20 protein-coding genes are annotated in these 23,256 nt (G+C 73.3%); 15 read left to right on the forward strand and 5 right to left on the reverse strand.

The genetic code is table 11. The annotated features are described in order from the left end of the window. The first annotated feature begins 47 nt into the window (after window positions 1–47). The 12 genes from IE096_RS27105 to IE096_RS27160 all read left to right on the forward strand — a co-directional run bounded on the left by IE096_RS27105 (window position 48) and on the right by IE096_RS27160 (window position 14,125). Entirely contained in the window at window positions 48–581 is a 534-nt protein-coding gene (locus IE096_RS27105; RefSeq protein WP_189456074.1) for a PH domain-containing protein, read from the forward strand. Continuing rightward, window positions 578–2,191, forward strand: a complete 1,614-nt coding sequence (locus IE096_RS27110; RefSeq protein WP_189456076.1) for a PH domain-containing protein — start codon at window positions 578–580, stop codon at window positions 2,189–2,191. The genes IE096_RS27105 and IE096_RS27110 overlap by 4 nt, the downstream gene beginning before the upstream one ends. 68 nt (window positions 2,192–2,259) lie before the next feature. Then, window positions 2,260–3,267, forward strand: coding sequence for an aldo/keto reductase (locus IE096_RS27115; protein WP_189456078.1), 1,008 nt, complete (start codon window positions 2,260–2,262; stop codon window positions 3,265–3,267). Between the two features lie 47 nt (window positions 3,268–3,314). Further along, window positions 3,315–3,896: a GNAT family N-acetyltransferase gene (locus IE096_RS27120; protein ID WP_189456079.1), complete on the forward strand. Its 582-nt coding sequence runs from the start codon at window positions 3,315–3,317 to the stop codon at window positions 3,894–3,896. Between the two features lie 65 nt (window positions 3,897–3,961). Next, on the forward strand, window positions 3,962–4,945 hold the full coding sequence (locus tag IE096_RS27125; RefSeq protein WP_229820644.1) for an NAD-dependent epimerase/dehydratase family protein: 984 nt from the start codon (window positions 3,962–3,964) through the stop codon (window positions 4,943–4,945). A 61-nt stretch (window positions 4,946–5,006) separates the two neighbouring features. Next, on the forward strand, window positions 5,007–6,284 hold the full coding sequence (locus IE096_RS27130; protein WP_189456080.1) for an activator-dependent family glycosyltransferase: 1,278 nt from the start codon (window positions 5,007–5,009) through the stop codon (window positions 6,282–6,284). A 45-nt stretch (window positions 6,285–6,329) separates the two neighbouring features. Further along, the gene (locus IE096_RS27135; RefSeq protein ID WP_189456081.1) at window positions 6,330–7,631 is read left to right on the forward strand and encodes an activator-dependent family glycosyltransferase; all 1,302 of its coding nucleotides are present in this window, start codon (window positions 6,330–6,332) and stop codon (window positions 7,629–7,631) included. Window positions 7,632–7,648: 17 nt separating this feature from the next. Beyond that, window positions 7,649–8,950 carry an activator-dependent family glycosyltransferase gene (locus IE096_RS27140; protein WP_189456082.1) on the forward strand — a complete coding sequence of 434 codons (1,302 nt, stop codon included), beginning with the start codon at window positions 7,649–7,651 and terminating at the stop codon, window positions 8,948–8,950. After that, window positions 8,947–10,242: an activator-dependent family glycosyltransferase gene (locus tag IE096_RS27145; protein ID WP_229820645.1), complete on the forward strand. Its 1,296-nt coding sequence runs from the start codon at window positions 8,947–8,949 to the stop codon at window positions 10,240–10,242. The genes IE096_RS27140 and IE096_RS27145 overlap by 4 nt, the downstream gene beginning before the upstream one ends. Before the next feature lie 20 nt (window positions 10,243–10,262). After that, the gene (locus tag IE096_RS27150; protein ID WP_189456083.1) at window positions 10,263–11,543 is read left to right on the forward strand and encodes an activator-dependent family glycosyltransferase; all 1,281 of its coding nucleotides are present in this window, start codon (window positions 10,263–10,265) and stop codon (window positions 11,541–11,543) included. A 13-nt stretch (window positions 11,544–11,556) separates the two neighbouring features. Next, window positions 11,557–12,834: an activator-dependent family glycosyltransferase gene (locus tag IE096_RS27155; protein ID WP_189456084.1), complete on the forward strand. Its 1,278-nt coding sequence runs from the start codon at window positions 11,557–11,559 to the stop codon at window positions 12,832–12,834. 19 nt (window positions 12,835–12,853) lie between these two features. Continuing rightward, window positions 12,854–14,125: an activator-dependent family glycosyltransferase gene (locus IE096_RS27160; protein WP_189456087.1), complete on the forward strand. Its 1,272-nt coding sequence runs from the start codon at window positions 12,854–12,856 to the stop codon at window positions 14,123–14,125. A 62-nt stretch (window positions 14,126–14,187) separates the two neighbouring features. On the opposite strand, the gene IE096_RS27165 is transcribed toward IE096_RS27160, so the two are convergent. Together IE096_RS27165 and IE096_RS27170 are read right to left on the reverse strand one after the other, a co-directional pair. After that, entirely contained in the window at window positions 14,188–14,889 is a 702-nt protein-coding gene (locus IE096_RS27165; protein ID WP_189456089.1) for a YqeB family protein, read from the reverse strand. Between the two features lie 72 nt (window positions 14,890–14,961). Beyond that, entirely contained in the window at window positions 14,962–16,119 is a 1,158-nt protein-coding gene (locus IE096_RS27170) for a sensor histidine kinase (protein WP_229820646.1), read from the reverse strand. A 363-nt stretch (window positions 16,120–16,482) separates the two neighbouring features. Between IE096_RS27170 and IE096_RS27175 the strand changes: the two genes are divergently transcribed. The 3 genes from IE096_RS27175 to sbnB are packed head-to-tail and all read left to right on the forward strand — an operon-like array spanning window position 16,483 to window position 20,038. Beyond that, a complete protein-coding gene (locus IE096_RS27175; protein ID WP_189456187.1) occupies window positions 16,483–17,991 on the forward strand; it encodes a 4-hydroxyphenylacetate 3-hydroxylase family protein in 1,509 nt (502 codons plus the stop codon). 11 nt (window positions 17,992–18,002) lie between these two features. Beyond that, the gene (gene sbnA / locus IE096_RS27180) at window positions 18,003–19,046 is read left to right on the forward strand and encodes a 2,3-diaminopropionate biosynthesis protein SbnA (protein WP_189456091.1); all 1,044 of its coding nucleotides are present in this window, start codon (window positions 18,003–18,005) and stop codon (window positions 19,044–19,046) included. Continuing rightward, window positions 19,040–20,038 (forward strand): 2,3-diaminopropionate biosynthesis protein SbnB, encoded by a 999-nt coding sequence (sbnB, locus tag IE096_RS27185; RefSeq protein WP_189456094.1) that lies wholly within the window; start codon window positions 19,040–19,042, stop codon window positions 20,036–20,038. Before sbnA ends, sbnB begins: the two co-directional genes overlap by 7 nt. Before the next feature lie 72 nt (window positions 20,039–20,110). On the opposite strand, the gene IE096_RS27190 is transcribed toward sbnB, so the two are convergent. The 3 genes from IE096_RS27190 to IE096_RS27200 form a co-directional block, all read right to left on the reverse strand. Beyond that, on the reverse strand, window positions 20,111–21,103 hold the full coding sequence (locus tag IE096_RS27190; RefSeq protein ID WP_189456096.1) for a Gfo/Idh/MocA family protein: 993 nt from the start codon (window positions 21,101–21,103) through the stop codon (window positions 20,111–20,113). 68 nt (window positions 21,104–21,171) lie between these two features. Next, window positions 21,172–21,798, reverse strand: coding sequence for a dTDP-4-dehydrorhamnose 3,5-epimerase family protein (locus tag IE096_RS27195; protein ID WP_229820647.1), 627 nt, complete (start codon window positions 21,796–21,798; stop codon window positions 21,172–21,174). A 78-nt stretch (window positions 21,799–21,876) separates the two neighbouring features. Continuing rightward, window positions 21,877–23,253, reverse strand: a complete 1,377-nt coding sequence (locus tag IE096_RS27200; protein ID WP_229820648.1) for an NDP-hexose 2,3-dehydratase family protein — start codon at window positions 23,251–23,253, stop codon at window positions 21,877–21,879. Between the last annotated feature and the right edge of the window lie 3 nt (window positions 23,254–23,256).

Below are 23,256 nucleotides of genomic sequence, written 5' to 3' on the forward strand. Positions count from 1 at the left end.
GTTCCCGCGCGTCGCGCGGCGGACCGCGCCCTGTGCACGATGACGGCATGACTGGAGTGAAGCCGCCGCCATCGGCGCTCTCGATCCACACCGCCGATGCCGCGATCCGCCCGCCGCGCCACCGGGTGGAGCGCCGCGCGATCTGGTGGTGGACGATCCGTGTGCTGCTGTCCATGGTCGTCGTGCTCGGCGCGCTGGGTACGACGTACTGGCTGTGGGAGGACGGCCGGACCTGGACCGGCCCCGTTCTCGTGGTCCTGGCCGTCCTCCACCTGGTCACCGGCGCGGTCATGCCCTCGTGGCGCTACCGGGTCCACCGCTGGGAGTGCACCGGCCTGGCCGTCTACGAGCTCAAGGGCTGGCTGGTGCGGGAGTGGCGCATCGTCCCGGTCTCCCGCATCCAGAGCGTCGACGTGGTGCGCGGCCCCGTGCAGCAGTTGTTCGGCCTGGCCACGCTGCGGGTGGTCACCGCATCGATGGAGGGCCACATAAAGATCGTCGGACTGGACGCCGAGGTAGTGGCGCGCACCGCCGCGGAGCTGACGGAGATCACCCAGGCCACCCCGGGGGACGCGACGTGACCCTCGCGCAATCCCCCGGCGACACCGCCCCCGCGCGGGAGCCGGCCGGCGACGAGGTGCCCTGGCAGCGCCTCCACGGGCGGCTGATCTGGGTCAACGCCGTCCGGCTGGTGCTCTCGACGCTGCCGACCCTCCTCTCGATGCTCTTCCTCGGCGGCGACCGCCGCATGGCGGACCTCTGGCCCGCCGTCGGGGCGACCACGGCCGGCGTGCTCGTCAGCGTCGCCGACGTCGTGCGCTGGATGCGCACGCGCTACCGGATCACCGAGGACCTGGTCGAGATCCGCACGGGCCGCGTCCTGCGCGTCTACCGGCAGATCCCCCGGGACCGCATCCGCGCGGTCGACTCCAAGGCACGGCTGCGCCACCGGCTCGCCGGGCTGCGCGTGGTCTTCGTCAGCGCCGGCCGCTCCCGGCCCTCGGTCCGGCTCGACGCGGTCACCAAGGACATGGCGATCGCGCTGCAACGCGAGCTGATGCCCGCCCAGTCGGAGGAGGACGCCGCACGGGAGACCGTCATCGCGCGCATCCACTGGACGTGGGTCTTCCACAACGTCATCAACGTCTGGGGAATGCTGGTCGGCGCCCTGCTGCTGTGGAGCGCGGACTCGCTGCTCCAGCTCGTCGGCCTCGACCTCATCGGGACGCTGGACCACGCCGTCGACCACCTCGCCACCAGCCGCGCGGGCCGCTGGGCGCTCTGGGCCGGCGTGCTGTTCGTCTTCGGCTTCGCAGCGCTGCTCAGCGGGTTCGTGGCCGGCAACTGGGGATTCCGGCTGGTCCGCACGGCCAACGACGAGGGCACCACGCTGCTGACCCGGCAGGGGCTGCTGTCCACCCGGGAGGTCCGCCGCGACGACCGGCGGCTGCGCGGCATGCACCTCAGCGAGCCCCTGTTCTGGCGCTGGATGGGCCTCACCGAGACCGCCGTCATCTCCACCGGCCTCGCGACCTGGTCGCTCAGCAGCGAGGCGGCCAGCAACATCCTGCCGCGCGCCCCGATCCGCGAGGCCCGGCGGGTGGCCGCGCTGGTGCTGCCCGGACCGGAGCGCCCCCTGGAGGCCCCGCTGCGCCGCCACCCGCGCGCCGCGCTGTACCGGCGGCTGCTGTGGGCGGCGCTGCTGACGGCGGCCCTCACGGGGCTGCTGTCCTGGCTGGCGGCGACGGACGCGGTGCCCGGCTGGGCCCCGGCGGTGCCCCTGTGGGCGTCCCCCCTGACCCTCCTCGGGGCGTTGATCGCCTTCCGTTCGCTGGGGCACACCGCCACCGGCGGCTACCTCGTCCTGCGGCGCGGCCTGTCGCGCCGGCAGACGGCGGCGCTGCGGTGCGACGCCGTCCTCGGGCTGAAGGTCCGGCAGACGCTCCTCCAGCGCGCGCTGGGGCTGGTGAGCATCGGGACGCCGACGGCCGCCGGCGAGCGCTTCTACCACGCGCCCGACCTCGGCACCGAACAGTTCCTGACCTTCGCCCGGGAAATCGTCCCGGAGTTCCTGACCGAATTCCTCGAACCGGTGCCGCGGAGCGATCCGAAGTCCGTTGCGGCGAAACCCCTTACGACGGAAAGGAAAACGCCCGCGCGGCTCCCCGGCCGCGACCCGGGTCGGCAATGATCGGGGACAGCGCTCTTCACCCGGACCCCTTCTGACACGCGTCGCGGGACCTCTTGGAGTACACGAAAATGTGGGAGACCCAACTAGCCGACGGTTTTTCCGTGGGTGCGCTCGGCCTGGGCTGCAGTTCGATGTCCTACGGCTACGAAACCGGCCGGCGGGACGACGACGAGTCCGTCCACGTCATCCACCGGGCACTGGACCTCGGCGTCAACCTCTTCGACACGGCCGATGTGTACGGGCCCTTCACCAACGAGGAGTTGATCGGCCGGGCCCTGGAACACCGCCGTTCCGAGGCGAACATCGCGACCAAGTGCGGGATGATCGCGCGCCCCGACGGCCGGTTCGTCCGCGACGGGCGCCCCGAGCACCTGCGGAGGGCCTGCGAGGCGTCGCTGCGACGGCTGCGGACCGACACGATCGACCTCTACCAGCTGCACCGCGTGGACCCCGCCGTGCCGCTCGTCGAGACGTGGGGCTGCCTCGGCGAACTGGTGACCGAGGGGAAGGTCCGGGCCCTGGGCATCTCGCACGCCACCTGCGAGGAACTCGCCGAGATCCACGCCGTGTTCCCCATCACCACCGTGCAGTACGAGCTGTCGGTGTGGGCGCCCCAGCACAAGCGGGAGATCCTGCCGTGGTGCCGTGCCAACGGCGTCGGGTTCCTCGCCTTCGCCCCCATCGGCCGCGGCTTCCTCTCGGGCCGCGTCTCGCACGAGCAGCTCCACACCGGCGACTCCCGCGTCCGCGACCCGCGCTTCGACGAGAGCGCCATGCGGGCCAACGAGTCCATCCTCGAAGGGCTGCGCGAGGTCGGCGCCCGCCACGGCGGGGCGACGCCCTCCCAGGTGGCCATCGCCTGGGCGCTGGCGCAGGGACCGGGCGTCGTCCCCATCCCCGGCACCCGGCACCTGCGCTGGCTGGAGGAGAACGTCGCGGCGGCCTCGCTGCGGCTCACGGAGGAGGACCTGCGCCGGCTCGACACCCTGCCGCCCGCAGTCGGTGAGATGCGCTGGGACAGCGTCCGGCCGGACGGCGCGGACCGCACCGCCGCGCGCGCCCCGCACGCCTCCTGACCGCCGGATCCGACCCGGCCCGCCACAGAAACGATTGGACGTCCACCGTGCTCTTCCCGCACACCGCGTCGCGCCGGCTCGAGTTCCGCCCCGCGTCCGACGGCGACCACGACGAGGTCACCCGTGCCTTCCTGCGGAGCGGCGTGGAGAACGTCAGCCCCACGGAACAGCCGACCACCCGGCGCCTGGCCGACTGCGACGCGGCCTTCCTGGTCGCCCGCCGGGGCCGGGGGGACATCCTGGGCTTCAGCGCGCTCCACGGCCGCGACCAGGCCGGGCACATCCGCTGCGCCGTCTATCTGGACCCGGCCCGGGCCAGGCTCGGCGTGGGCTCCGAGGCCATCTACCTGACGATCAACTACGCCTTCGCGATGTTCGACGTCGACCGGGTGATCGCCCAGACCACCGAGGCCACCCTGGGCTCCGTGGGGATGAGCCCGGGGAGCAGCTCGGCCGACCGGGTGCTGCGCGACTTCCTCTACTTCCGCGGCCGCCACTGGGACCTCCACGGATTCCAGCTCTCCCGGAGCGAGTGGGAGGAGCACGTCGACACCGGCCACCTCGACCCCGTGCTCGGCCCGGGGCTCGGCTGGCGCCACGACCCGTACCGGACGCCCCTCGCCCCCTGAGCCCCACGGCCCGCCCCCCGGACGCGTGAGCCGTCCACCGAACGCCAACGAACCGAAGGAGAACCGTGCCAGGTCAGGGAACAGGACAACTGATCACCGTCCTCGGTGCCTCGGGCCTGCTGGGCACCGCCGTCAGCAGGGAGCTCGCGCGACGGCCCGTACGGCTCCGCCTCGTCGGCCGCCGACCCGTGGCCCTCCCGGACCGGCCGGTCGCGCGGATCGAGGAGCGCTCCGCCGACCTCACCGAGCCCGGCGCGGTCGCGGCGGCGGTGGAGGGATCCGACGTGGTGATCCACCTCGTCGCGCACATCGCGGGCTCCGGCACCTGGCGGGTCGCCGACGGCGACGAGCGGGCCCGGCGCGTCAACGCCGGTCTCGTCCACGACGTCATCGACGCGATCCGCGCCGAGCGCCGGGCGACGCCCCCGGCGCTGCTGTTCGCCGGGTCGATCTCGCAGTCCGCCACCGCGCCCGAGGAGCTGCTGACCGCCTACGACCGGCACAAGCTGGAGGCGGAACGGGCGATCGCCGACGCCACCGCCGAGGGACTGGTCCGGGGCACCACCCTGCGGCTGTCCACCCTCTACAGCCTGGGCACGGACGCCCCCGGCCTGGACCGGGGCGTCGTCGCGGCCATGACCCGGCGCGCCGCCGCCGGACTGCCGCTCACCATGTGGCACGGCGGCACGCCCAAGCGCGACCTCCTCGGCATCGACGACGCGGCCCGCGCGTTCACCGCGGCCCTCGACGCGCCCGCCGCGGTCACCGGCCGCCACTGGGAGATCGGCACCGGCGCCCAGACCAGCGTCGCCGAGCTGTTCACGGCGATCGCCGAGGCGGTCGCCCGGCACACGGGCCGCCCGCCCGTGCCGGTCGTGTCCACCACACCGGCCGAGTACGCGGTGAGCACCGATCAACTCGACTTCGTCCTGCGGTCGTCGGCCTTCCCGGACGTGACCGGCTGGCACCCCCGCGTCGGCCTCCACGAGGGGCTGGACCGGCTCGCCGCCGCCGTCGTCCGCGAACAGGCCGGGCACGAGGCGGCGTAGCGCCCCCGTCCCGCACCGCGCCCGCGCCGCGCCCGGACCCGCCCACAGACACAGGGACACGATGCGAATACTGTTCACCACCACCCCGGACAAGAGCCTCTTCCAGCAGATGGTGCCGCTGGCCTGGGCGCTGCGCACCGCCGGCCACGAGGTCCGGGTGGCCAGCCAGCCCTCGTTCACGGACGTGATCACGCAGGCCGGGCTCACCGCCGTGCCCGTGGGCAGCGCTCGGGACATCCAGCGGCTGGCCCGGCTGAAGCCGGAGCACGCCGAGGCGGCCCGCAAGGGCCTGCCCGTGCCGTACGACGCCGCCGAGCGGGACCCGGCGGAGCTCGACTGGGAGACCACCCTCGCCGGGTACCGGGACGTCGTCTCCCAGTGGCACCGGACCGACAACTTCCCCATGATCAAGGACCTGGTGGAGTTCGCCCGGCACTGGCGGCCCGACCTGATCATCTGGGAGCCGCTCACCTACGCCGGGCCGATCGCGGCCAAGGCCACCGGCGCCGCCCACGCCCGGCTGCTGTGGAGCATCGACGTCATCGGGATGGCCCGCACCCGCTTCCTGGAGCTCAAGGCCCGGCAGCCGGAGGCGGAGCGCGCCGACCCGCTCGCGGACTGGCTGGGCGGCTACGCCCGCAAGTACGGCGGCGAGTTCACCGAGGACATGGCCACGGGCCACTTCAGCATCGACCAGTTCCCGGCGTCGCTGCGCATGACGGCCGACACACACTACGTCCCCATGCGCTACATCCCCTACGGCGGCCCCGCCGTCGTCCCCCGGTGGCTGTGGGAGGAGCCCGCCCGCCCCCGAGTGGCGCTCACCCTGGGCATCGCCGCGACCAGCCGCTTCGCCGGGCACGTCGCCGACGTCGGGGACATCCTCGACTCGCTGGCGGACCTGGACATCGAGGTCGTCGCCACCCTCGCCGAGTCGGAGCAGCGCAAGCTGGGCGCGGTGCCCGGCAACGTCCGGCTCGTCTCGTACGTGCCGCTGCACGCCCTGCTGCCCACCTGCAGCGCGGTCATCAACCACGCGGGGCCGGGCACCTTCCTGACGACGACCCTCAACCCCGTGCCGCAGGTCGCCGTGCCCTGGGACTTCGACGAGCCGGAACTGGCCCGGCGGGCGGCCGCGCAGGGCTCCGTCCTGACCATCCGCGCCGACCGCGCCACCGGCCCGGCCGTGCGCGAGGCCCTGCTGCGCGTCCTGCGCGAACCCGGCTTCCGGCAGGCGGCCACGGCGCTGCGCGACGAGTTCCGCGCGCTGCCGAGCCCCACCGAGCTCGTCCCCCGTCTGGAGGAGCTCACGGCCGCGTACCGCGCCGCCACCCGCTGAACCACCTGCCGAACCATCCGCTGAACCACCCGTGAGGGAGCCCCCATGCGCGTCCTGTTCGCGGCCAATCCGCACAAGAGCGTCTTCCAGTACATGGTGCCGATGGCCTGGGCGCTGCGCACCGCCGGCCACGAGGTGCGCTTCGCCAGCCAGCCCGCCTTCGCGGCGACGATCACGCAGGCCGGGCTGACGGCCGTGCCCGTCGGCCGGGACCACGACCGGCTGTGGGCCGCGCGCGCGGCGGCGGGCGGGGCGGACGGCGCGGCGGACGCGGGGCGGGCCGGCATCGAGCCGCCGTACGACGCCTTCACCGATCCGGAGAAGGCCACCTGGGAGTACCTCTCCGCGGGCATGGCCACGGCCGTCGGCGAGCGGCACCGGCTGGCGGCCTTCCCGATGGCCGCCGACCTGGTGGAGTTCGCCCGGCACTGGCGGCCCGACCTGGTGATCTGGGACCCGCTCAGCTACGCGGGCCCGATCGCGGCCCAGGCGGTGGGCGCCGCCCACGCGCGCCTCCTCTTCGGCGTCGACGTCTTCGGCGGGGTCCGCGACCTCTTCCTGAAGCTCAAGGAGCGGCAGCCGGAGGGCGAGCGCGTCGATCCCCTCGCGGACTGGCTGGGCGGCTACGCGCGCAAGCACGGCGGCGAGTTCACCGAGGACATGGCCACGGGCCACTTCACCATCGACCAGTTCCCGGCGAGCCTCCAGACCGAGGCGCCCGGACTCCACTACGAGCGCACGCAGTTCATCCCCTACGGCGGCCCGGCCGTCGTACCGGACTGGCTGCGCCGGGCGCCGGAACGGCCGCGCGTCGCCATCACCATGGGGCTGAGCGCCACCGACGTCTACAGCGGCTACACCGTCGACACCCAGGACGTCCTCGACTCGCTCGCCGACCTCGACATCGAGATCGTCGCCACCATCGCGGACAGCGAGAAGGCCAAGCTGAAGCGGATCCCCGGCAACGCGCGGCTCGTGCCCTACGTGCCCCTGCACGCCCTCGCACCGACCTGCGACGCGGTCGTCCACCACGCCGGAGCGGCCACCCTCGCCACCGTCGCCCGGCACCCCGTGCCCCACCTGTCCCTGCACTACCACTACGACCAGCCGATCCTCGCCCGGAAGCTCGCCGAGCACGGCGCGGGACTGGAGCTCCACACCAGCGAGGCCACCGGCCGGGCCGTCCGCGAGCACGTCCTGCGGCTGCTGGACGAGCCGTCCTTCCGCGAGCGCGCCGCCGCCCTCCGCGACGAGACCCTCGCCCTGCCCACCCCCAACCAGCTCGTCCCCCGCCTCGAAGAACTCACCGAGCGGCACCGCCGCGCCACCACGACCACCGCCGCCTGACCGGACACAGGGACACCATGCGAATACTGTTCACCGCCTATCCGGAGCGGACGCACTTCCTCCTGATGGCTCCGCTGGCCTGGGCCCTGCGCACCGCCGGCCACGAGGTCCGCTTCGCGAGCCAGCCGAAGTTCACCGAGGAGATCACCCGGGCCGGGCTCACCGCCGTCCCCGTCGGCCGCGACCGCGACCTCTGGCAGCTCCTCGCCCGCGACCCGAGCTGGCTCGGCGAGACCGAGCGCGGCGGCATGCCCATGCCCTACGACGTGGCCGACCGCCCCCACGACGAGATCACCTGGGAGTACCTCAGCCAGGGCTACGCGACCCAGGTCGAGCGCTGGCACAAGACCAGCAACGTCCCCATGGTCGGCGACCTCGTGGAGTTCGCCCGGCAGTGGCGGCCCGACCTGGTGATCTGGGAGCCGCTCACCTACGCCGGGGCCATCGCCGCCGAGGCCGTCGGCGCCGCCCACGCCCGCCTCCTCTTCGGCATCGACATGTACGGCGTCGCCCGCGAGCACTTCCTCCGCCTCAAGGCGGAGCGCCCCGAGGCGGAGCGCGTGGACCCCATGGCCGACTGGCTGGGCGCCTACGCGCGCAAGTACGGCACGGAGTTCCGCGAGGAGCTGGTCACCGGGCAGTTCACCGTCGACCTGGTGCCCGAGTGCCTCCAGCGCCGCGCCGCCGGCCTCACGTACGTCCCCCTGCGCTGCACGCCCTACGGCGGCCCCGCCGTGGTCCCCCCGTGGCTGCGCGCCCGCCCGGAGCGGCCGCGCGTCGCCCTCACCCTGGGGCTGAGCACCACCGGGCACGGCGGCGAGTACAACGTCGGCGTGCAGGACATCCTCGACGCCGTCGCGGACCTCGACATCGAACTCGTCGCCACCATCGCCGAGTCCGAGCAGCACAAGCTCACCCGCGTGCCCGCCAACACCCGCGTGGAGTCCTTCCTCCCGCTGGACGCGCTCGCCGCCACCTGCGACGCCGTCATCCATCACGCCGGCTTCGGCACCCTCGCCACCACCGCGCTGCGCGGACTGCCCCAGCTGACGCTGCCCTGGGACAACGACGGCCCGGCCCTGGCCGAGGGCGTCGTCGCCACCGGCGCCGGCCTGATGATGAACCCCAAGCGGGCCACCGGCCGGGACGTACGGGAGGGCCTGCTGCGGCTGCTGTCCGAGCCGGGCTTCCGGGCGGGCGCGGCGGAGCTGCGGACGCGGATGCTCGCCCAGCCCGCCCCGAACGACCTGGTGCCCGTCCTGGAACGGCTCGTGGCCGAGCACCGCGACGGTTCCACCGCCGCGAAGGGCCGGGGGTGAGCCCGTTGCGCGTCCTCCTCGTCGCCAACCCCGAGAAGGCCCACGTCCTGCCGATGTTCCCGCTGGCCTGGGCGCTGCGCACCGCCGGCCACGACGTGCGGGTGGCCTGCACGCCCTGGTTCGCGGACGTCGTCACCCAGGCGGGGCTCACCGCCGTCCCCGTCGGCCGGGACTACGACCTGTGGAAGCTGCTCGACCGCAGCATGCACACCCTCCCCGACTGGTCCTACCGCCCGGAGTACGGCCTGCCCGCGCCCTACGACGCGGCCCACGAACCGGACCGGGCCACGTGGGAGCACCTGACCGAGGGCTACGAGCGGATCGTCTCGCTCTGGCACAAGCCCGCGAGCTTCCCGATGATCGCCGACCTCGTGCGCTTCGCCCGGCAGTGGGGGCCCGACCTGATCCTCTGGGAGCCGCTGGCCATGGCGGGCCCCATCGCCGCCGAGGCGTGCGGCGCCGCGCACGGCCGGCTGCTGTGGAGCGTCGACGTGTTCGGCGCGACCCGCCGGCGGTTCCTGCGGCTCAAGGAGCGGCGACCGGAGGGCGAACGCGTCGACCCCCTCGCCGACTGGCTCGGCGGCTACGCGCGCATGTACGGCGGCGAGTTCAGCGAGTCCATGGTCACGGGCCAGTTCACCGTCGACCAGCTCCCGGCGTCGCTCGCGACGGACGGCCTCCCCGGCCGGCTGCCCCTGCGGTTCGTGCCCTACGGCGGCCCGGCCGTGCTGCCCAAGTGGCTGTGGACCCGGCCCGAACGGCCCCGGGTGGCGCTGACGATGGGGCTCAGCTCGACGGACCACGACGCGGGCTACGCGATCGACGTGCAGGGCGTCCTGGACGCGCTGGACGGCCTCGACGTCGAGATCGTCGCGACGGTCGCGGACGCCGAGCGCCACAAGCTCGCGCGGGTGCCGGCCAACGCCCGGCTGGTGCCCTACGTGCCGCTGCACGACCTGGCCCGCACCTGCGACCTGGCCATCCACCACGGCGGCTTCGGCACGTTCCTCACCTTCGCCCGCCACCCCGTCCCCCAGCTGCTGCTGCCGTGGGACTTCGACGGGCCGGTCCTGGGCCGCCGGGCCGCCGAGCAGGGCGGCTCGCTCGCGATCCGGGCCGACGAGGCCACCGCGGAGTCCGTCCGCGCGGCCGTGCTGCGGCTGCTGACCGAGCCCGCCTTCAAGGAGCGGGCGACGGCGCTGCGGGACGAGATCGACGCGACGCCGAGCCCCAACGAGCTCGTCCCCCGCCTGGAGGAGCTCACGGCCGCCCACCGCTCCACCACCCGCTGAACCACCCGTGAGGTAGCCCCATGCGCGTCCTGTTCGCGACCAGCCCGCACAAGAGCGTCTTCCAGTACATGGTGCCGATGGCCTGGGCGCTGCGCACCGCCGGCCACGAGGTGCGCTTCGCGAGCCGGCACGCGCTCACGGAGACGATCACCCAGGCCGGGCTGACGGCCGTGCCCGTCGGCCGGCGCGGCAATCCCTTCCGGCTGCTCGACATGGTCGACCCGCAGGTGATCGCCGACGCGCGGGTGGGGCTGCCCACGCCGTGGGACGTGACCGAGGACCCGGCGCGGGCGACCTGGGCGGGGCTGCTCGACGGCTACCGCCTCGCCGTCGGGTCGCTGCGCGAGGACAACTTCCCCGTGATCGGCGACCTGGTGGCGTACGCCCGGCACTGGCGGCCGGACCTGGTGATCTGGGAGCCGTTCTGCTACGCCGGGCCCATCGCCGCCGAGGCCGTGGGCGCGGCCCACGCCCGCCTGCTCTTCGGCGTCGACGTCTTCGGCGTCGCGCGCGAGCACTTCCTCCGCCTCAAGGAGCGGCAGCCGGAGGGCGGGCGCGAAGACCCCCTCGCCGAGTGGCTCGGCGGCTACGCGCGCAAGCACGGCGGCGAGTTCACCGAGTCCATGGCCACCGGGCACTTCACCATCGACCAGTTCCCCGCCAGCCTGCAGGTCGAGGCGCCCGGACTCGCCTATGAACGCGCCCAGTTCATCCCCTACGGCGGCCCGGCCGTCGTACCGGACTGGCTGCGCCGGGCGCCGGAACGGCCGCGCGTCGGGATCACCATGGGCCTGACGGCCACCGACGTCTACAGCGGCTACACCGTCAACACTCAGGACGTCCTCGACTCGCTCGCCGACCTCGACATCGAGGTCGTGGCGACCATCGCCGACGAGGAGAAGGCCAAGCTGAAGCGGATCCCGGCCAACGCCCGGCTCGTGCCCTACGTCCCCCTCCACGCCCTCGCCCCCACCTGCGACGCGGTCATCCACCACGCGGGCGCCGCCACACTCGCGACCGTCGCCCGGCACCCGGTCCCGCACCTTTCCCTGCACTACCACTGGGACCAGCCGATCCTCGCCCGGAAGCTCGCCGCGCACGGCGCGGGACTGGAGCTCCACACCGGCGAGGCCACCGGCCGGGCCGTCCGCGAGCACGTCGTCCGGCTGCTGACCGAGCCGTCCTTCCGCGAGCGGGCGGCGGCGCTGCGCGACGAGACCCTCGCCCTGCCCACCCCCAACCAGCTCGTCCCCCGCCTCGAAGAACTCACCGCACGGCACCGCCGCGCCACCACCGTCTGATCAGAGGGACACCATGCGCATTCTCTTCACCGCCATCCCCGAAAAGACGATCTTCATGGGGATGGTGCCGCTGGCCTGGGCACTGCGGAACGCCGGTCACGACGTCCGCGTGGCGAGCCAGCCCTCGTTCGCCGGGACGATCACCCAGGCCGGGCTGACGGCCGTGCCCGTCGGCCGGGACAGCGACCTCTTCCGCACCGCCCGGATGGAGCCCGAGGCGCTGGAGGAGGCCCGTGCGGGCCTCCACTCGCCGTGGGACGTGACCGAGGACCCCGCGAGGGCCACGTGGGACCACATGTACGCCGGGTACTACGACATGGTCGAGAAGGGCCACAAGCCGGAGAACTTCCCGATGATCGCCGGACTGGTGGAGTACGCCCGGCACTGGAAGCCCGACCTGGTGATCTGGAACCCGCTCACCCTCGCCGGGCCCATCGCCGCCGAGGCCGTCGGCGCCGCCCACGCCCGCCTCCTCTTCGGCATCGACGTCTTCGGCGTCGCCCGCGAGCACTTCCTCCGCCTCAAGGAACAGCGGCCGGAGGGGGAGCGCGAGGACCCCCTCGCGGACTGGCTGGGCGCCTACGCGCGCAAGCACGGCGGCGAGTTCACCGAGTCCATGACCACCGGGCACTTCACCATCGACCAGTTCCCGGCGAGCCTCCAGACCGAGGCACCCGGACTCCACTACGAGCGCACGCAGTTCATCCCCTACGGCGGCCCGGCCGAGACCCCGAAGTGGCTGTGGCGGAAGCCGGAGCGCCCCCGCGTCGGCATCACCATGGGCCTGAGCGCCACCGAGCTCTTCAACGGCTACGCGCACAGCACCCAGGACCTGCTGGACGCCCTGGCCGACCTGGACGCCGACATCGTCGCCACCATCGCCGACGACGAGAAGGCCAAGCTGAAGCGGATCCCCGACAACGCCCGCCTCGTGCCCTACGTCCCCCTCCACGCCCTCGCCCCCACCTGCGACGCGATCATCCACCACGCGGGCGCCGGCACCCTGGCCACCGTCAGCCGCTACGGCGTGCCCCAGCTGTCGGTGCCCCACCACTTCGACGAGCCGCTGTTCGCCCGCAGGCTCGCCGAGCAGGGCACCGGACTGGCGCTGGCCCCCCGGGACGCCGGCGGCGAGAACATCCGCGCGCACGTCCTGCGACTGCTCACCGAGCCGTCCTTCCGCGAGCGCGCCGCCGCCCTCCGCGACGAGATCCACGCCCTGCCCTCCCCCAACGAGCTCGTCCCCCGCGTCGAGGAGCTCACGGCCGCACACCGCTCCACCACCCGCTGAACCACCGTGAGGTAGACCCATGCGCGTCCTGTTCACCTGCTATCCCGAGCGCACCCACTTCCTGCTCATGGCCCCGCTGGCCTGGGCGCTGCGCACCGCCGGCCACGACGTCCGGGTGGCGTGCCAGCCCAAGATGACGGCGGCCATCAACCAGGCGGGGCTCACGGCGGTGCCCGTCGGCAGCGACCGGGACCTGTGGCAGATCATCGGCCGCCGCCCCGGCCGGCCCGGCGCGCGGAAGCAGCCGGGCCTGTCCGAGCCGTACGACGCCGTGGAGCGCCGGACCGAGGACATCACCCTCGCGTACCTGCGCGAGGGCTACCGGCTGCAGACCGACAGCTGGCACAAGATGACCAACGTCCCGCTGACGGGCGCGCTCGTCGAGTACGCCCGGCACTGGAAGCCCGACCTGGTGCTGTGGGAGCCCCTCACCTTCGCCGGGGCGATCGCGGCGCAGGCCGTCGGCGCGGCCCACGGCCGGATGCTGATCGGCGCGGACGTCTACGGCGTCGCACGCCGCCACTTCGTCCGGCTCGCCGCCGGGCAGCCGGGCGGCGAGGGGAGCGACCCGCTCGGCGAGTGGCTGGGCGGCTACGCCCGCCGGTACGGCGGGGAGTTCACGGAGGAGCTGGTCACCGGGCAGTTCGGCCTCGACCTGCTGCCGCCGTCCCTGCAGGTCCACGCGCCCGGCCTCGACTACCGGTCGCTGCGCTTCACCCCGTACGGGGGCCCGGCGGTCGTGCCGAAGTGGCTGTGGGAGCGCCCCGAGCGGCCCCGGGTGGCGCTGACGCTCGGGCTCACGGTCACCGACCACGCCATCGGCTACGCGATCGACGTGCAGGAGATCCTGGACTCGGTCGCCGACCTGGACATCGAGCTGGTCGCGACGATCAGCGACGAGGCCCGGGGGAAGCTGGAGCGGGTCCCGGACAACGCCCGGCTGGTGCCCTACGTGCCGATGCAGGCCCTGCTGCCCACCTGCTCGGCGATCATCCACCACGCCGGTGTGGGCACCCTCAACACCGCCGCGTTCTACGGCGTTCCACAGCTGACCGTGCCCTGGGACGTCGACCAGCCGCTGCTGTCGGACCGCCTGGCCGCGCAGGGGGCGGGGCTCACCACCCACTCGACGCGGGCCACCGGGGCGATCGTCCGGGAGAGCCTGCTGCGGCTGCTCGGCGAGCCGTCCTTCCGCGAGCGCGCCGCCGCGCTGCGGGACGAGATGCTCGCCGTGCCGAGCGCCAACGACACCGTTCCCTTCCTGGAGGAACGGGCGGCCGCCGCCCGGTGAGCACGACGCGCGAACGCCCCGGCCGCCGGAGGCGGTCGGGGCGCTGCCGGTACGGGCGCGGGCTAGCGGAGCGTCCGCCAGTACTGGCGCTTGTCCTGGTCGCGCACGACGACGCCGACGCGGGCCAGCTCCGTCTTCAGCTCGGCGGCCTCCATCTTGGCGCCGGGCTTCCGCAGCGCCTCCGCGCGGGCCTTCAGCAGGGTGTTGGCGCGCTCGGCCAGCTCGGGGACCTCGGCTATCCACAGCCGGAAGTCCTGCTTGTACGGGTCCTCGTCCGCCCAGGCGTAGCCGTGGGCGGCGAAGGCGGCGGCGAGGCGCGCCCGGTCCTGGTCGCAGTCCTCCCGGGCGAGCTCCTCGGTGCCGGGGCCGAGGAGGACGAGCTGCTTGCCGTCCCGGAAGGCCAGGGCGATGTCGGCGCCCGGGACGACGCGCGGCTCGCCCTTGCGGATGAGCTCCACCCGGTCGTCGTGCACGGCGACGGACAGCTCGCTGAACTTCACGGCCACGCCCGCGACGAGGCCGACGAGGCCGCCCAGGGCGATCGCCCCGATCGTCAGGCCCGGCTCGGGGATCGCCGTGACGAGCTTGGCCGGGCCCTGCAGCGGCGCCCAGGGCAGGGTCACCAGCCACTTCGCGACCGCCTTTATCAGCCAGCCGAGGCCGGCGCCGAGCAGGGCGAAGACGACGCAGACGAGTACCTGGCCCCAGACCGGCTCGGCGACCACGGTGGGCCCGGCCTGCTGCGGATACCGCTTCTCGGACATGGGGGGATCACTCCAACCGCTCGAACAACTCTGACTAGGGGGTGGTGGCGACTAAAGAGGCGCGGGGCGCCGTCAGGGCCAGGGCAGGCAGGCCGTGATCTGCCAGCCGCCGCTGCCGTCCGGCCCGTACTCCAGGCGGCCGCCGGCCAGCGCGACGCGCTCGGCGAGTCCGGCCAGGCCCTGGCCGGGCGGTGCGGCGGGCACCGGCGCCGGGTCGCGCGGCTGCCGGGGCCCCGGCGCCGCGTTGGTCACCGCGACCGTCAGCCCCTCGCCGGCCTTTCCGCTCACCTGGACGCTGACGGCCGCGCCGTAGGCGTGCTTGCGGGCGTTGGTCAGCGCCTCCTGGACGACCCGGTAGGCGGTGCGGCCGATCGTCTCGGGCGCGGCCTCCGGGACCTCCTCCAGCAGCTTCACCCGCATCCCGGCCCGCCCGGACTCGGCGACGAGCCGGTGGACGTCGGCGAGGGTGGGCTGCGGCGGGCCGTCCACCGGGGCGCGCAGCACGCCGAGCACCTCGCGGAGGTCCTGGAGCGCCTGGTGGGCGCTCTGCCGGATGACGCCCGCCGCGCGGGCGACCTCCTCCGGGGACGCGTCGGTGCGGTACTCCAGGGCACCCGCGTGGAGGCTCAGCAGGGAGAGCCGGTGGCCGAGGACGTCGTGCATCTCGCGGGCCACAGCCTCGCGGGTCCGCATCTGGGCCTGTTCCGCGCGCAGTTCGGCCTCCGCGACCATCCGGTCGCGCAACTGCCTGCGGTGGGAGACGAACAGGCCCCAGCTGACCGCGCTGGCCTGCACGATCATGCCGAAGACCAGGTACTGGAACCCGGACAGCAGCGGGTCGGGCCGGAAGAAGACATCCGCGACCACGGGCACCAGACCCGCCAGATAAACCAGCGCGGTCGTCCGGGATTTCCTCTGGACGGCCACGCTGAACAGCGCGACGAGCATCGCGCCCGCGACCATCTCGAAAAACACCGAAAGGACGATCAAAACCAGCGCGAGATGCACCGGCCAGCGGCGGCGCAGCCACAACAGACCGCAGCCGACCGCGCCGGCTATCTGCTCGGCCTTGAACATCGCGTCCGGTGCGGAATCCGGCCCGCCGTGCAGCCTGCTCTTCGCGATCGCCATTCCGTAGGCCACCGCGAGGAGAAAGAAGACGGTGTCCACGGTCCATTCCCGTGGGCCGCGCCTGGGGGCGGCCTCGGCCGCGCTCGAAGCATCTGACACGGTCCGGACTTTACCGCCCGGAACCCTTCCCGAAAGGGGTCCGGGCCAGGGACGATACCTTGGTAGGGCCGATCGGGGCCGCGAACGATACCTCGGTAGGACCGCCCCGGACTTCCGTAGCCGGCGGCGCCCCGGGGGAGGCGCCGGACGGCCCCTCGTCGTCCCGCCGGCGGGACGACGGCCCCACCGCCGGGAATTGCCCGGCGCGGACCGTACGCAATTCCCTCGCCGAATCGCCCTCCCCGCATTGTCCACGGCCTCGCGCTGCCCGTTTCCCGCAATCGCCGAAAACGCATCGACCAGGCTGACCGCAGAATTCCCCGAGAGAAGGCCGAGTTGACGACAGCGAACGACGTCCGCCCCATGACCGGGGAGGAGTACCTGGATTCCCTGCGCGACGGACGGGAGGTCTGGTTCCGCGGCGAGCGCGTCCGGGACGTCACCACCCACCCCGCCTTCCGCAACAGCGCCCGGTCCGTCGCCCAGCTCTACGACGCCCTCCACGACCCCGAGGCCAAGGGCACGCTGAGCGTCCCCACCGACACCGGCAACGGCGGCTTCACCCACCCGTTCTTCAAGACCGCCCGCACCTCCGAGGACCTCGTCACCGCGCGCGACGCGATCGTCTCCTGGCAGCGGCTGGTCTACGGCTGGATGGGCCGCACCCCCGACTACAAGGCCGCGTTCTTCGGCACGCTCGACGCCAACGCCGACTTCTACGGCCCGTACGCCGACAACGCGCGCACCTGGTACAAGCGGGCGCAGGAACGGGTCCTGTACTTCAACCACGCGATCGTCCACCCGCCCGTGGACCGCGACCGGCCGGCCGACCGGACCGCCGACGTGTGCGTGCACGTCGAGGAGGAGACCGACGCCGGGCTGATCGTCTCGGGCGCCAAGGTCGTGGCCACCAACTCCGCGATCACCAACGCCAATCTCATCGCCCACATGGGCCTGCCGCTGCGCGACAAGCGCTTCGGCGCCGTCTTCACCGTGCCCATGGGCACCCCCGGCCTCAAGCTGATCTGCCGCACCTCCTACGAGATGCAGGCGGCGGTCCTGGGCAGCCCCTTCGACTACCCGCTGTCGAGCCGGCTGGACGAGAACGACTCCATCATGGTCTTCGACCGGGTGCTGGTCCCCTGGGAGAACGTCCTCATGTACGACGCGAGCGCGGCCAACGCGTTCGCCACCCGGTCCGGCTTCCTGGAGCGCTTCACCTTCCACGGCTGCACCCGCCTCGCGGTCAAGCTCGACTTCATCGCCGGCTGTCTGCTCAAGGCGGTCGAGGCGACCGGCACCTCCGGCTTCCGGGGCGTCCAGGCGCAGATCGGCGAGGTGCTGAACTGGCGCGACATGTTCTGGGGCCTGTCGGATGCCATGGCCAAGTCGCCCACCGACTGGCACGGCGGCTCCGTGCAGCCCAACCTCGACTACGGCCTGGCCTACCGCACCTTCATGGGCATCGGCTACCCGCGCGTCCGCGAGATCGTCCAGCAGACCGTCGGCAGCGGCCTGATCTACCTCAACTCCCACTCCAGCGACTGGAAGAACCCCGAGGTCCGCCCCTACCTGGACCGCTACCTGCGCGGCTCGCGCGGCATCCAGGCCATCGACCGGGTGAAGCTCCTCAAACTGCTCTGGGACGCCACCGGCACCGAGTTCGCCGGCCGCCACGAGCTGTACGAGCGGAACTACGGCGGCGACCACGAGGGCATCCGCGTGCAGACCCTCCTCAGCTACCAGGCGCGCGGCAAGGCCGACGCCCTGAAGGGCTTCGCGGACCGCTGCATGTCCGAGTACGACCTCGACGGCTGGACCCGGCCCGACCTGTTCGGCCCCGGCGACCTGCCGCCGGCCGACCACCGCTGAAGGGGGAGGCGATGGCCGCGGACCGCCCCAAGGGCATCCTGTCGACCGTCGGGGACACCCCGCTCGTCGAACTGGAACGGATCGCGCCCCACCACGACTTCCGCGTCCACGCGAAGATCGAACGGTTCAACCCCGGCGGCAGCATCAAGGACCGGTCCGCGCTCGGCATGCTGCTGGAACGGATCCGCTCCGGCGCGCTCGTGCCGGGCACGTCCACGGTCGTCGAGTCCAGCTCCGGCAACCTCGCCATCGGGCTCGCCCAGATCTGCTGCTACTACGGGCTGCGGTTCATCTGCGTCGTCGACGCCCGCACCACCGAGCAGAACCTCGCGATCCTGCGCGCCTACCGGGCCGAGGTGGAGATCGTCACCGAACCCGACCCCGCCACCGGCGAATACCTCCCCGCCCGGCTGCGCCGCGTCGCCGAGCTCGCCGCGACGGTGCCCCACGCCTACGTGCCCGACCAGTACGCCAACCCGCGCAACCCCCGGACGCACCGCGAGACGACCATGCGGGAGATCGACCGGGCCATGGGCGGCGACGTCGACTACCTGTTCGTCGCCGCGGGCACCACGGGCACCCTGGGCGGCTGCGCCGCCTACATCCGCGAACGCGGCATGGCCACCACGGTCGTGGCGGTCGACGCGGTGGGCAGCGTGCTGTTCGACTCGCCGGTGTCCTGCCCCCGGCTGATCCCCGGGCACGGCGCCTCCGTGGCCCCGGCCCTGCTGGACCGGACGGCCGCGGACCGGGTCGTGCACATCAGCGACCTGGAGTCGGTGGCCGGCTGCCGGCGGCTGGTGCGGCGCGAGGCGATCCTCGCCGGGGGCTCCTCCGGGGCCGTCGTCGCCGCGCTCGGCAAGCTCGCGCCGGAGATCCCGGCCGGCGCCTCCTGCGTCCTGATCCTGCCCGACGGCGGCGACCGCTACCTCGACACCGTCTACTCCGACGCCTGGGTGCGCCGCCACTTCGGCGACATCGACCTCGACACCGTCATCGACCCCGATTTCGAACCCGACCTCGACCCCGACATTAAGGAGACCGTCCCTTGCTGATCATCGGCCACCAGGCGGCGCAGGACGTCCTGCGGGACCAGGAGCAGCGGATCCTCACGCTCGTGGAGGACACCTACCGGCTCCACGACGAGGGCGACACCGCCCTGCCGCACTCGGTGTTCCTGCGCTTCCCCGACGACGCCCGCAACCGCGTCATCGGCCTGCCCGGCTACGTCGGCGGCGCCGACCCGGTCGCCGGCATGAAGTGGATCGCGAGCTTCCCCGGCAACGTCGCGGCCGGGAAGGAGCGGGCCAGCGCCACCGTCGTGCTCAACTCCACGGCCGACGGGCGCCCCGAGGCGCTGCTGGAGGCGTCGGCGATCTCCGCCAAGCGCACCGCGGCCTCCGCCGCCGTCGCGGCGGGCCTGCTGGTGACGGACGCGGATCCCCGGGGGATGTCCCTCGTCGGCTGCGGGCCGATCAACCGCGAGGTGCTGCGCTTCACCGCGGCCCGGCTGCCCTCGCTGCGCGAGGTCGTCGTCTTCGACCTGGACCGCGAGCGGGCCGCCGGCTTCGCCGACGCCGCCCGGGAGATGCTCCCGGGGGTCTCCTTCACCGTCGCGGAGCGGATCGAGGACGCCATGGGCGCCCACCCGCTCGTCGCGCTCGCCACGACCGCCGCCACGCCGCACCTGGACCTGTCCGCGTGCCGGCCGGGGGCGACGGTGCTCCACGTGTCCCTGCGCGACCTGACCGTGGAAGCGATCCTCGGCGCGCAGAACGTCGTCGACGACGCCGACCACGTCTGCCGCGAGAACACCTCGCTCCACCTCGCCGAACAGGCCACCAGCGGCCGGGACTTCATCGCCGCGAGCATCGGGGGTCTGCTGCGGGGCACGCCGGGTTTCCGGCGGGACCCCGCCGCGATCGCCGTCTTCTCGCCCTTCGGCCTGGGCGTCCTGGACCTGGCCCTGGCCCGCTGGGTGCGGGACGAGGCGGACCGCCGGGGCCTGGGCGTCCGGGTCGAGGACTTCCTGCCCCGACTGCCCTGACCGTGACGGCCCCGGGGGCCGGGCGGACCGCGTTCGGTCCGCCCGGCCCCTTCGGCACGTCCCCGGGCCCGCTCAGACGTCCACCACGAGGGCGGCCCGGCGGATCTCCTCGATCAGCTCGGCCTGGCGCAGGCTGCCCTCCTGCTGCGGGGTGATGTCGCGCTCGCCGCGCACGGCGGCCGTGAACGTCGAGATCACATTGGCGAACTGGTGGTCGGCGGCCAGGGTGATCTCCTCCGCGTGGTCCTGCCGTTCGACGCGGAGCACGGGCCGGTGGGTCTCGGGCGGGGTGAAGGCCCGGTCCAGCAGCAGCCGGCCGGTGGCGCCGGAGAGCGCGTAGGTGTTGCGGTAGGAGTGCTCCATGCCGAAGGTCAGCCGGGCCGGGATCCCCTCGGGCGTGGCGAGCAGCACGCTGCCCGACATCACCACGTCGTGCTCCCGGTCCCGCCGGAACACCGCGCCGACGACCCGCAGGTCGCCGCCGAGGAAGTACTGCGCGGCGCGCACGGGGTAGCCGCCGAAGTCCAGGAAGGCGCCGCCGCCCACGTCCCGCTGGTAGCGGATGTCGCCGGCGGGCTTCGGGGGGATGGTGAACGCGCTGGAGAAGCCGCGCAGCTCGCCGATGGCACCGTCGTCCAGCGCCTTCCGCACCGCCGCGTGCTGCGAGTGGTAGAGGAACATGTAGTTCTCCAGCAGCACCAGCCCGCGCTCGCGCGCGTACGCCACGACCCGGCGCGTCTCCGCCGCCCCGGCCGTCAGCGGCTTCTCGACGAGGACGTGCTTGCCCGCCTCCAGCGACCGGGTGACCCACTCGGCGTGCATCAGCCCGGGCAGCGGGATGTAGACGGCGTCGAGGCCGTCGACGTCCAGGAGCGCGTCGTACCCCTCCAGGGGGACGCCGCCGAACCGGTCGGTGAACCGTCGCGCGGTGGCCGCGCTGCGGCTCGCGATCGCCGCGATCTCCACGGCCGGGTCGTCCTCCAGCGCCGGGAGGGTCCGCCGCCAGGCGATGTCCGCACAGCCCATGATCCCGATGCGCAGTCTGTCGCCGGTGCAGTTGAACATGTGGAAGAACTCCGATCGGCATGGGGCGGTAGAAACGGTGACCGGGCGGCGGGCCGGCCGGGCGGGGCTCAGCCCCGGGACGGGCCCTCGCGCAGCGCCGCGTAGTGGGCGAGGCACTCCTCGTAGGTGGGGAGCATCCCGCGGGCCACCGCCTCGCTCAGCGTGGGCGCCCCGGCGTCCTTGTCCGACATGACCGGCGGCTCGGTGAGGTTCCAGGGAATGCCGATGTCGGGGTCCAGCGGGTCGACCTCGATCATCGTGCCGGGGATGTACGGCTCGGAGCAGAGGTAGTTCATGCACGCGTCGTCGGTGAGGGTCAGGAAGGCGTGGCCGATCCCGTCGGCCAGGTAGACCGCCGTGCCGGACTCCTCGTCCTGGGGGGTCACGTCGTACTGCCCGAAGGTGGGCGAGCCCACCCGCAGGTCCACCGCGACGTCGAGGACCGCGCCGCGCACACAGGTGACCAGCTTGGCCTGGCCCGGCGGCAGCGCGGTGCTGTGGATGCCGCGCATGGTGTTGCGGCGGCTGGAGGAGTAGTTCGCCTGCCCGACGACGAACGGGTAGCCGATGATCTCCGAGAGGGTCTCCGAGCGGAACGCCTCGAAGAAGTGGCCCCTGCGGTCCGGCAGTTTGCCGGGGACGATGCGGTAGGCCCCCGGGATGGACATCTCGGTGACATTCGCGGCTTCAAACATTTCCCACCAGCCTCGGAATTCTCAACGCGTACGGAGCACCCGCCGCCCGGTGCCGGGTCGCGGGCCCGGCGGGGCCGTTCAGCACAGGCTGTGGAGGCAGGTGAGCAGGGAGCGGGCCTCGATGTTGAGGTAGTGACCGTGGCGCAGCAGATCGGTCAGCTGCCGGGCGGTCATCCAGCACAGCTGCGGGGGCACGTCCACGGGGAAGCCCTCGTCCACCTCGACGATCTGGTAGCGCGTGAGCGCGTGGTGGAAGCGGCCGCCCTCCTCGGAGAGGACGTGGTCGTAGCGCGTCGTCCCGCCGCCGGGCCGCAGCGCGTCGCGCAGGAAGGGCTCGCGCACGTCCTCGATCCCCCGGCCCGGGTGGAGGTGGACGGTCGGGGCCATCTCCACCTGGTCCAGCAGCCCGTACTCGGGCCGGGCCCGCACCAGCAGGTGGAGCACGCCGTCGATGGCACGGGCGACGAACACCGCCCGGCCCTCGCCGCGCGGCTGGAGCAGCGGCTGCGTCCAGCGGGTGACCTCCCGGGTGCCGGCCGCGACCTCGACCGCGATGACGCGGAACTGCTCGCCCGCGCGGTCGGAGATCTCCCAGTCGTCCCGGCCCCAGCCGGCGACGTCGGCCATGGGCACGAGCCGGGCGTTCCAGTCGCACCGCGTCTTGGCCTCGGTGAACCAGCTGAGGATGCCGCCCGCCGTGCCGGGTCCGCGCCCGCGTTCCGGCTGGTGCCGGTACTGGTAGGAGCGGACGAGCGCGTCGCGGAAGGCGTCCCCGGTCGGGGCCTCGTCCTCGTCGGGCAGCCCGAAGGGCATGCAGGACAGCACGGTCCGGGCGTCCATGTTGAGCAGATTGTCGACCGAGGTCAGCTCGCGGAGCTGGGCCAGGGTGAGCCAGCAGAAGTCTTCGTGGAGGGGCACGTCGCCGGTGGCGAGCACGACCATGTTGCGGTTGCGCTTGCGCCAGAACCAGGCGCCCTGCTCCGACTGGAGGACGTCGACCAGCACCTGGCCGCGCTCCGGCCCGGTGAAGTACTCCAGGTAGCGGGTGGTGTGACCCCGGTGCACCTGGGTGTAGTTGCTGCGGGTGGCCTGGACCGTGGGCGACAGCTGGAGCGTGTTGACGTTGCCCGGCTCCATCTTCGCCTGCATCAGGCAGTGGAGGACGCCGTCGAACTCCTTGACGACGATGCCCAGGATGCCGATCTCGGGCTGGTTGATGACCGGCTGCGACCAGACGTCCGTCCCGCCCTCCAGGACCCGCAGGCCCTCGACGGTGAAGAACCGGCCGCTCTCGTGCCCCAGGTTGCCCGTCCGCGGATCGAACGCCCACGCGTCCAGGCCGGAGAAGGGGATGCGCTCCACCGAGAACCCGCCGGCCGCCAGGCGCCCGGCCCACCAGCCGTGGAACTCCTCGGTGGACATCAGTCCCCGGCCGCCGGCCGACCAGTCGCCCACCGC

It is taken from the genome of Streptomyces abikoensis, from assembly GCF_014648775.1.
Classification (GTDB): domain Bacteria; phylum Actinomycetota; class Actinomycetes; order Streptomycetales; family Streptomycetaceae; genus Streptomyces; species Streptomyces abikoensis.

Coding starts and splice junctions, on each gene's coding strand:
- IE096_RS27140 (WP_189456082.1), top strand. CDS start 7,649: ATGCGAATACTGTTCACCGCCTATCCGGAGCGGACGCACTTCCTCCTG.
- IE096_RS27105 (WP_189456074.1), top strand. CDS start 48: ATGACTGGAGTGAAGCCGCCGCCATCGGCGCTCTCGATCCACACCGCC.
- IE096_RS27130 (WP_189456080.1), top strand. CDS start 5,007: ATGCGAATACTGTTCACCACCACCCCGGACAAGAGCCTCTTCCAGCAG.
- IE096_RS27165 (WP_189456089.1), bottom strand. CDS start 14,889: ATGTCCGAGAAGCGGTATCCGCAGCAGGCCGGGCCCACCGTGGTCGCC.
- IE096_RS27150 (WP_189456083.1), top strand. CDS start 10,263: ATGCGCGTCCTGTTCGCGACCAGCCCGCACAAGAGCGTCTTCCAGTAC.
- IE096_RS27190 (WP_189456096.1), bottom strand. CDS start 21,103: ATGTTCAACTGCACCGGCGACAGACTGCGCATCGGGATCATGGGCTGT.
- IE096_RS27195 (WP_229820647.1), bottom strand. CDS start 21,798: ATGTTTGAAGCCGCGAATGTCACCGAGATGTCCATCCCGGGGGCCTAC.
- IE096_RS27135 (WP_189456081.1), top strand. CDS start 6,330: ATGCGCGTCCTGTTCGCGGCCAATCCGCACAAGAGCGTCTTCCAGTAC.
- IE096_RS27155 (WP_189456084.1), top strand. CDS start 11,557: ATGCGCATTCTCTTCACCGCCATCCCCGAAAAGACGATCTTCATGGGG.
- IE096_RS27115 (WP_189456078.1), top strand. CDS start 2,260: ATGTGGGAGACCCAACTAGCCGACGGTTTTTCCGTGGGTGCGCTCGGC.
- IE096_RS27160 (WP_189456087.1), top strand. CDS start 12,854: ATGCGCGTCCTGTTCACCTGCTATCCCGAGCGCACCCACTTCCTGCTC.
- IE096_RS27175 (WP_189456187.1), top strand. CDS start 16,483: ATGACCGGGGAGGAGTACCTGGATTCCCTGCGCGACGGACGGGAGGTC.
- sbnA (WP_189456091.1), top strand. CDS start 18,003: ATGGCCGCGGACCGCCCCAAGGGCATCCTGTCGACCGTCGGGGACACC.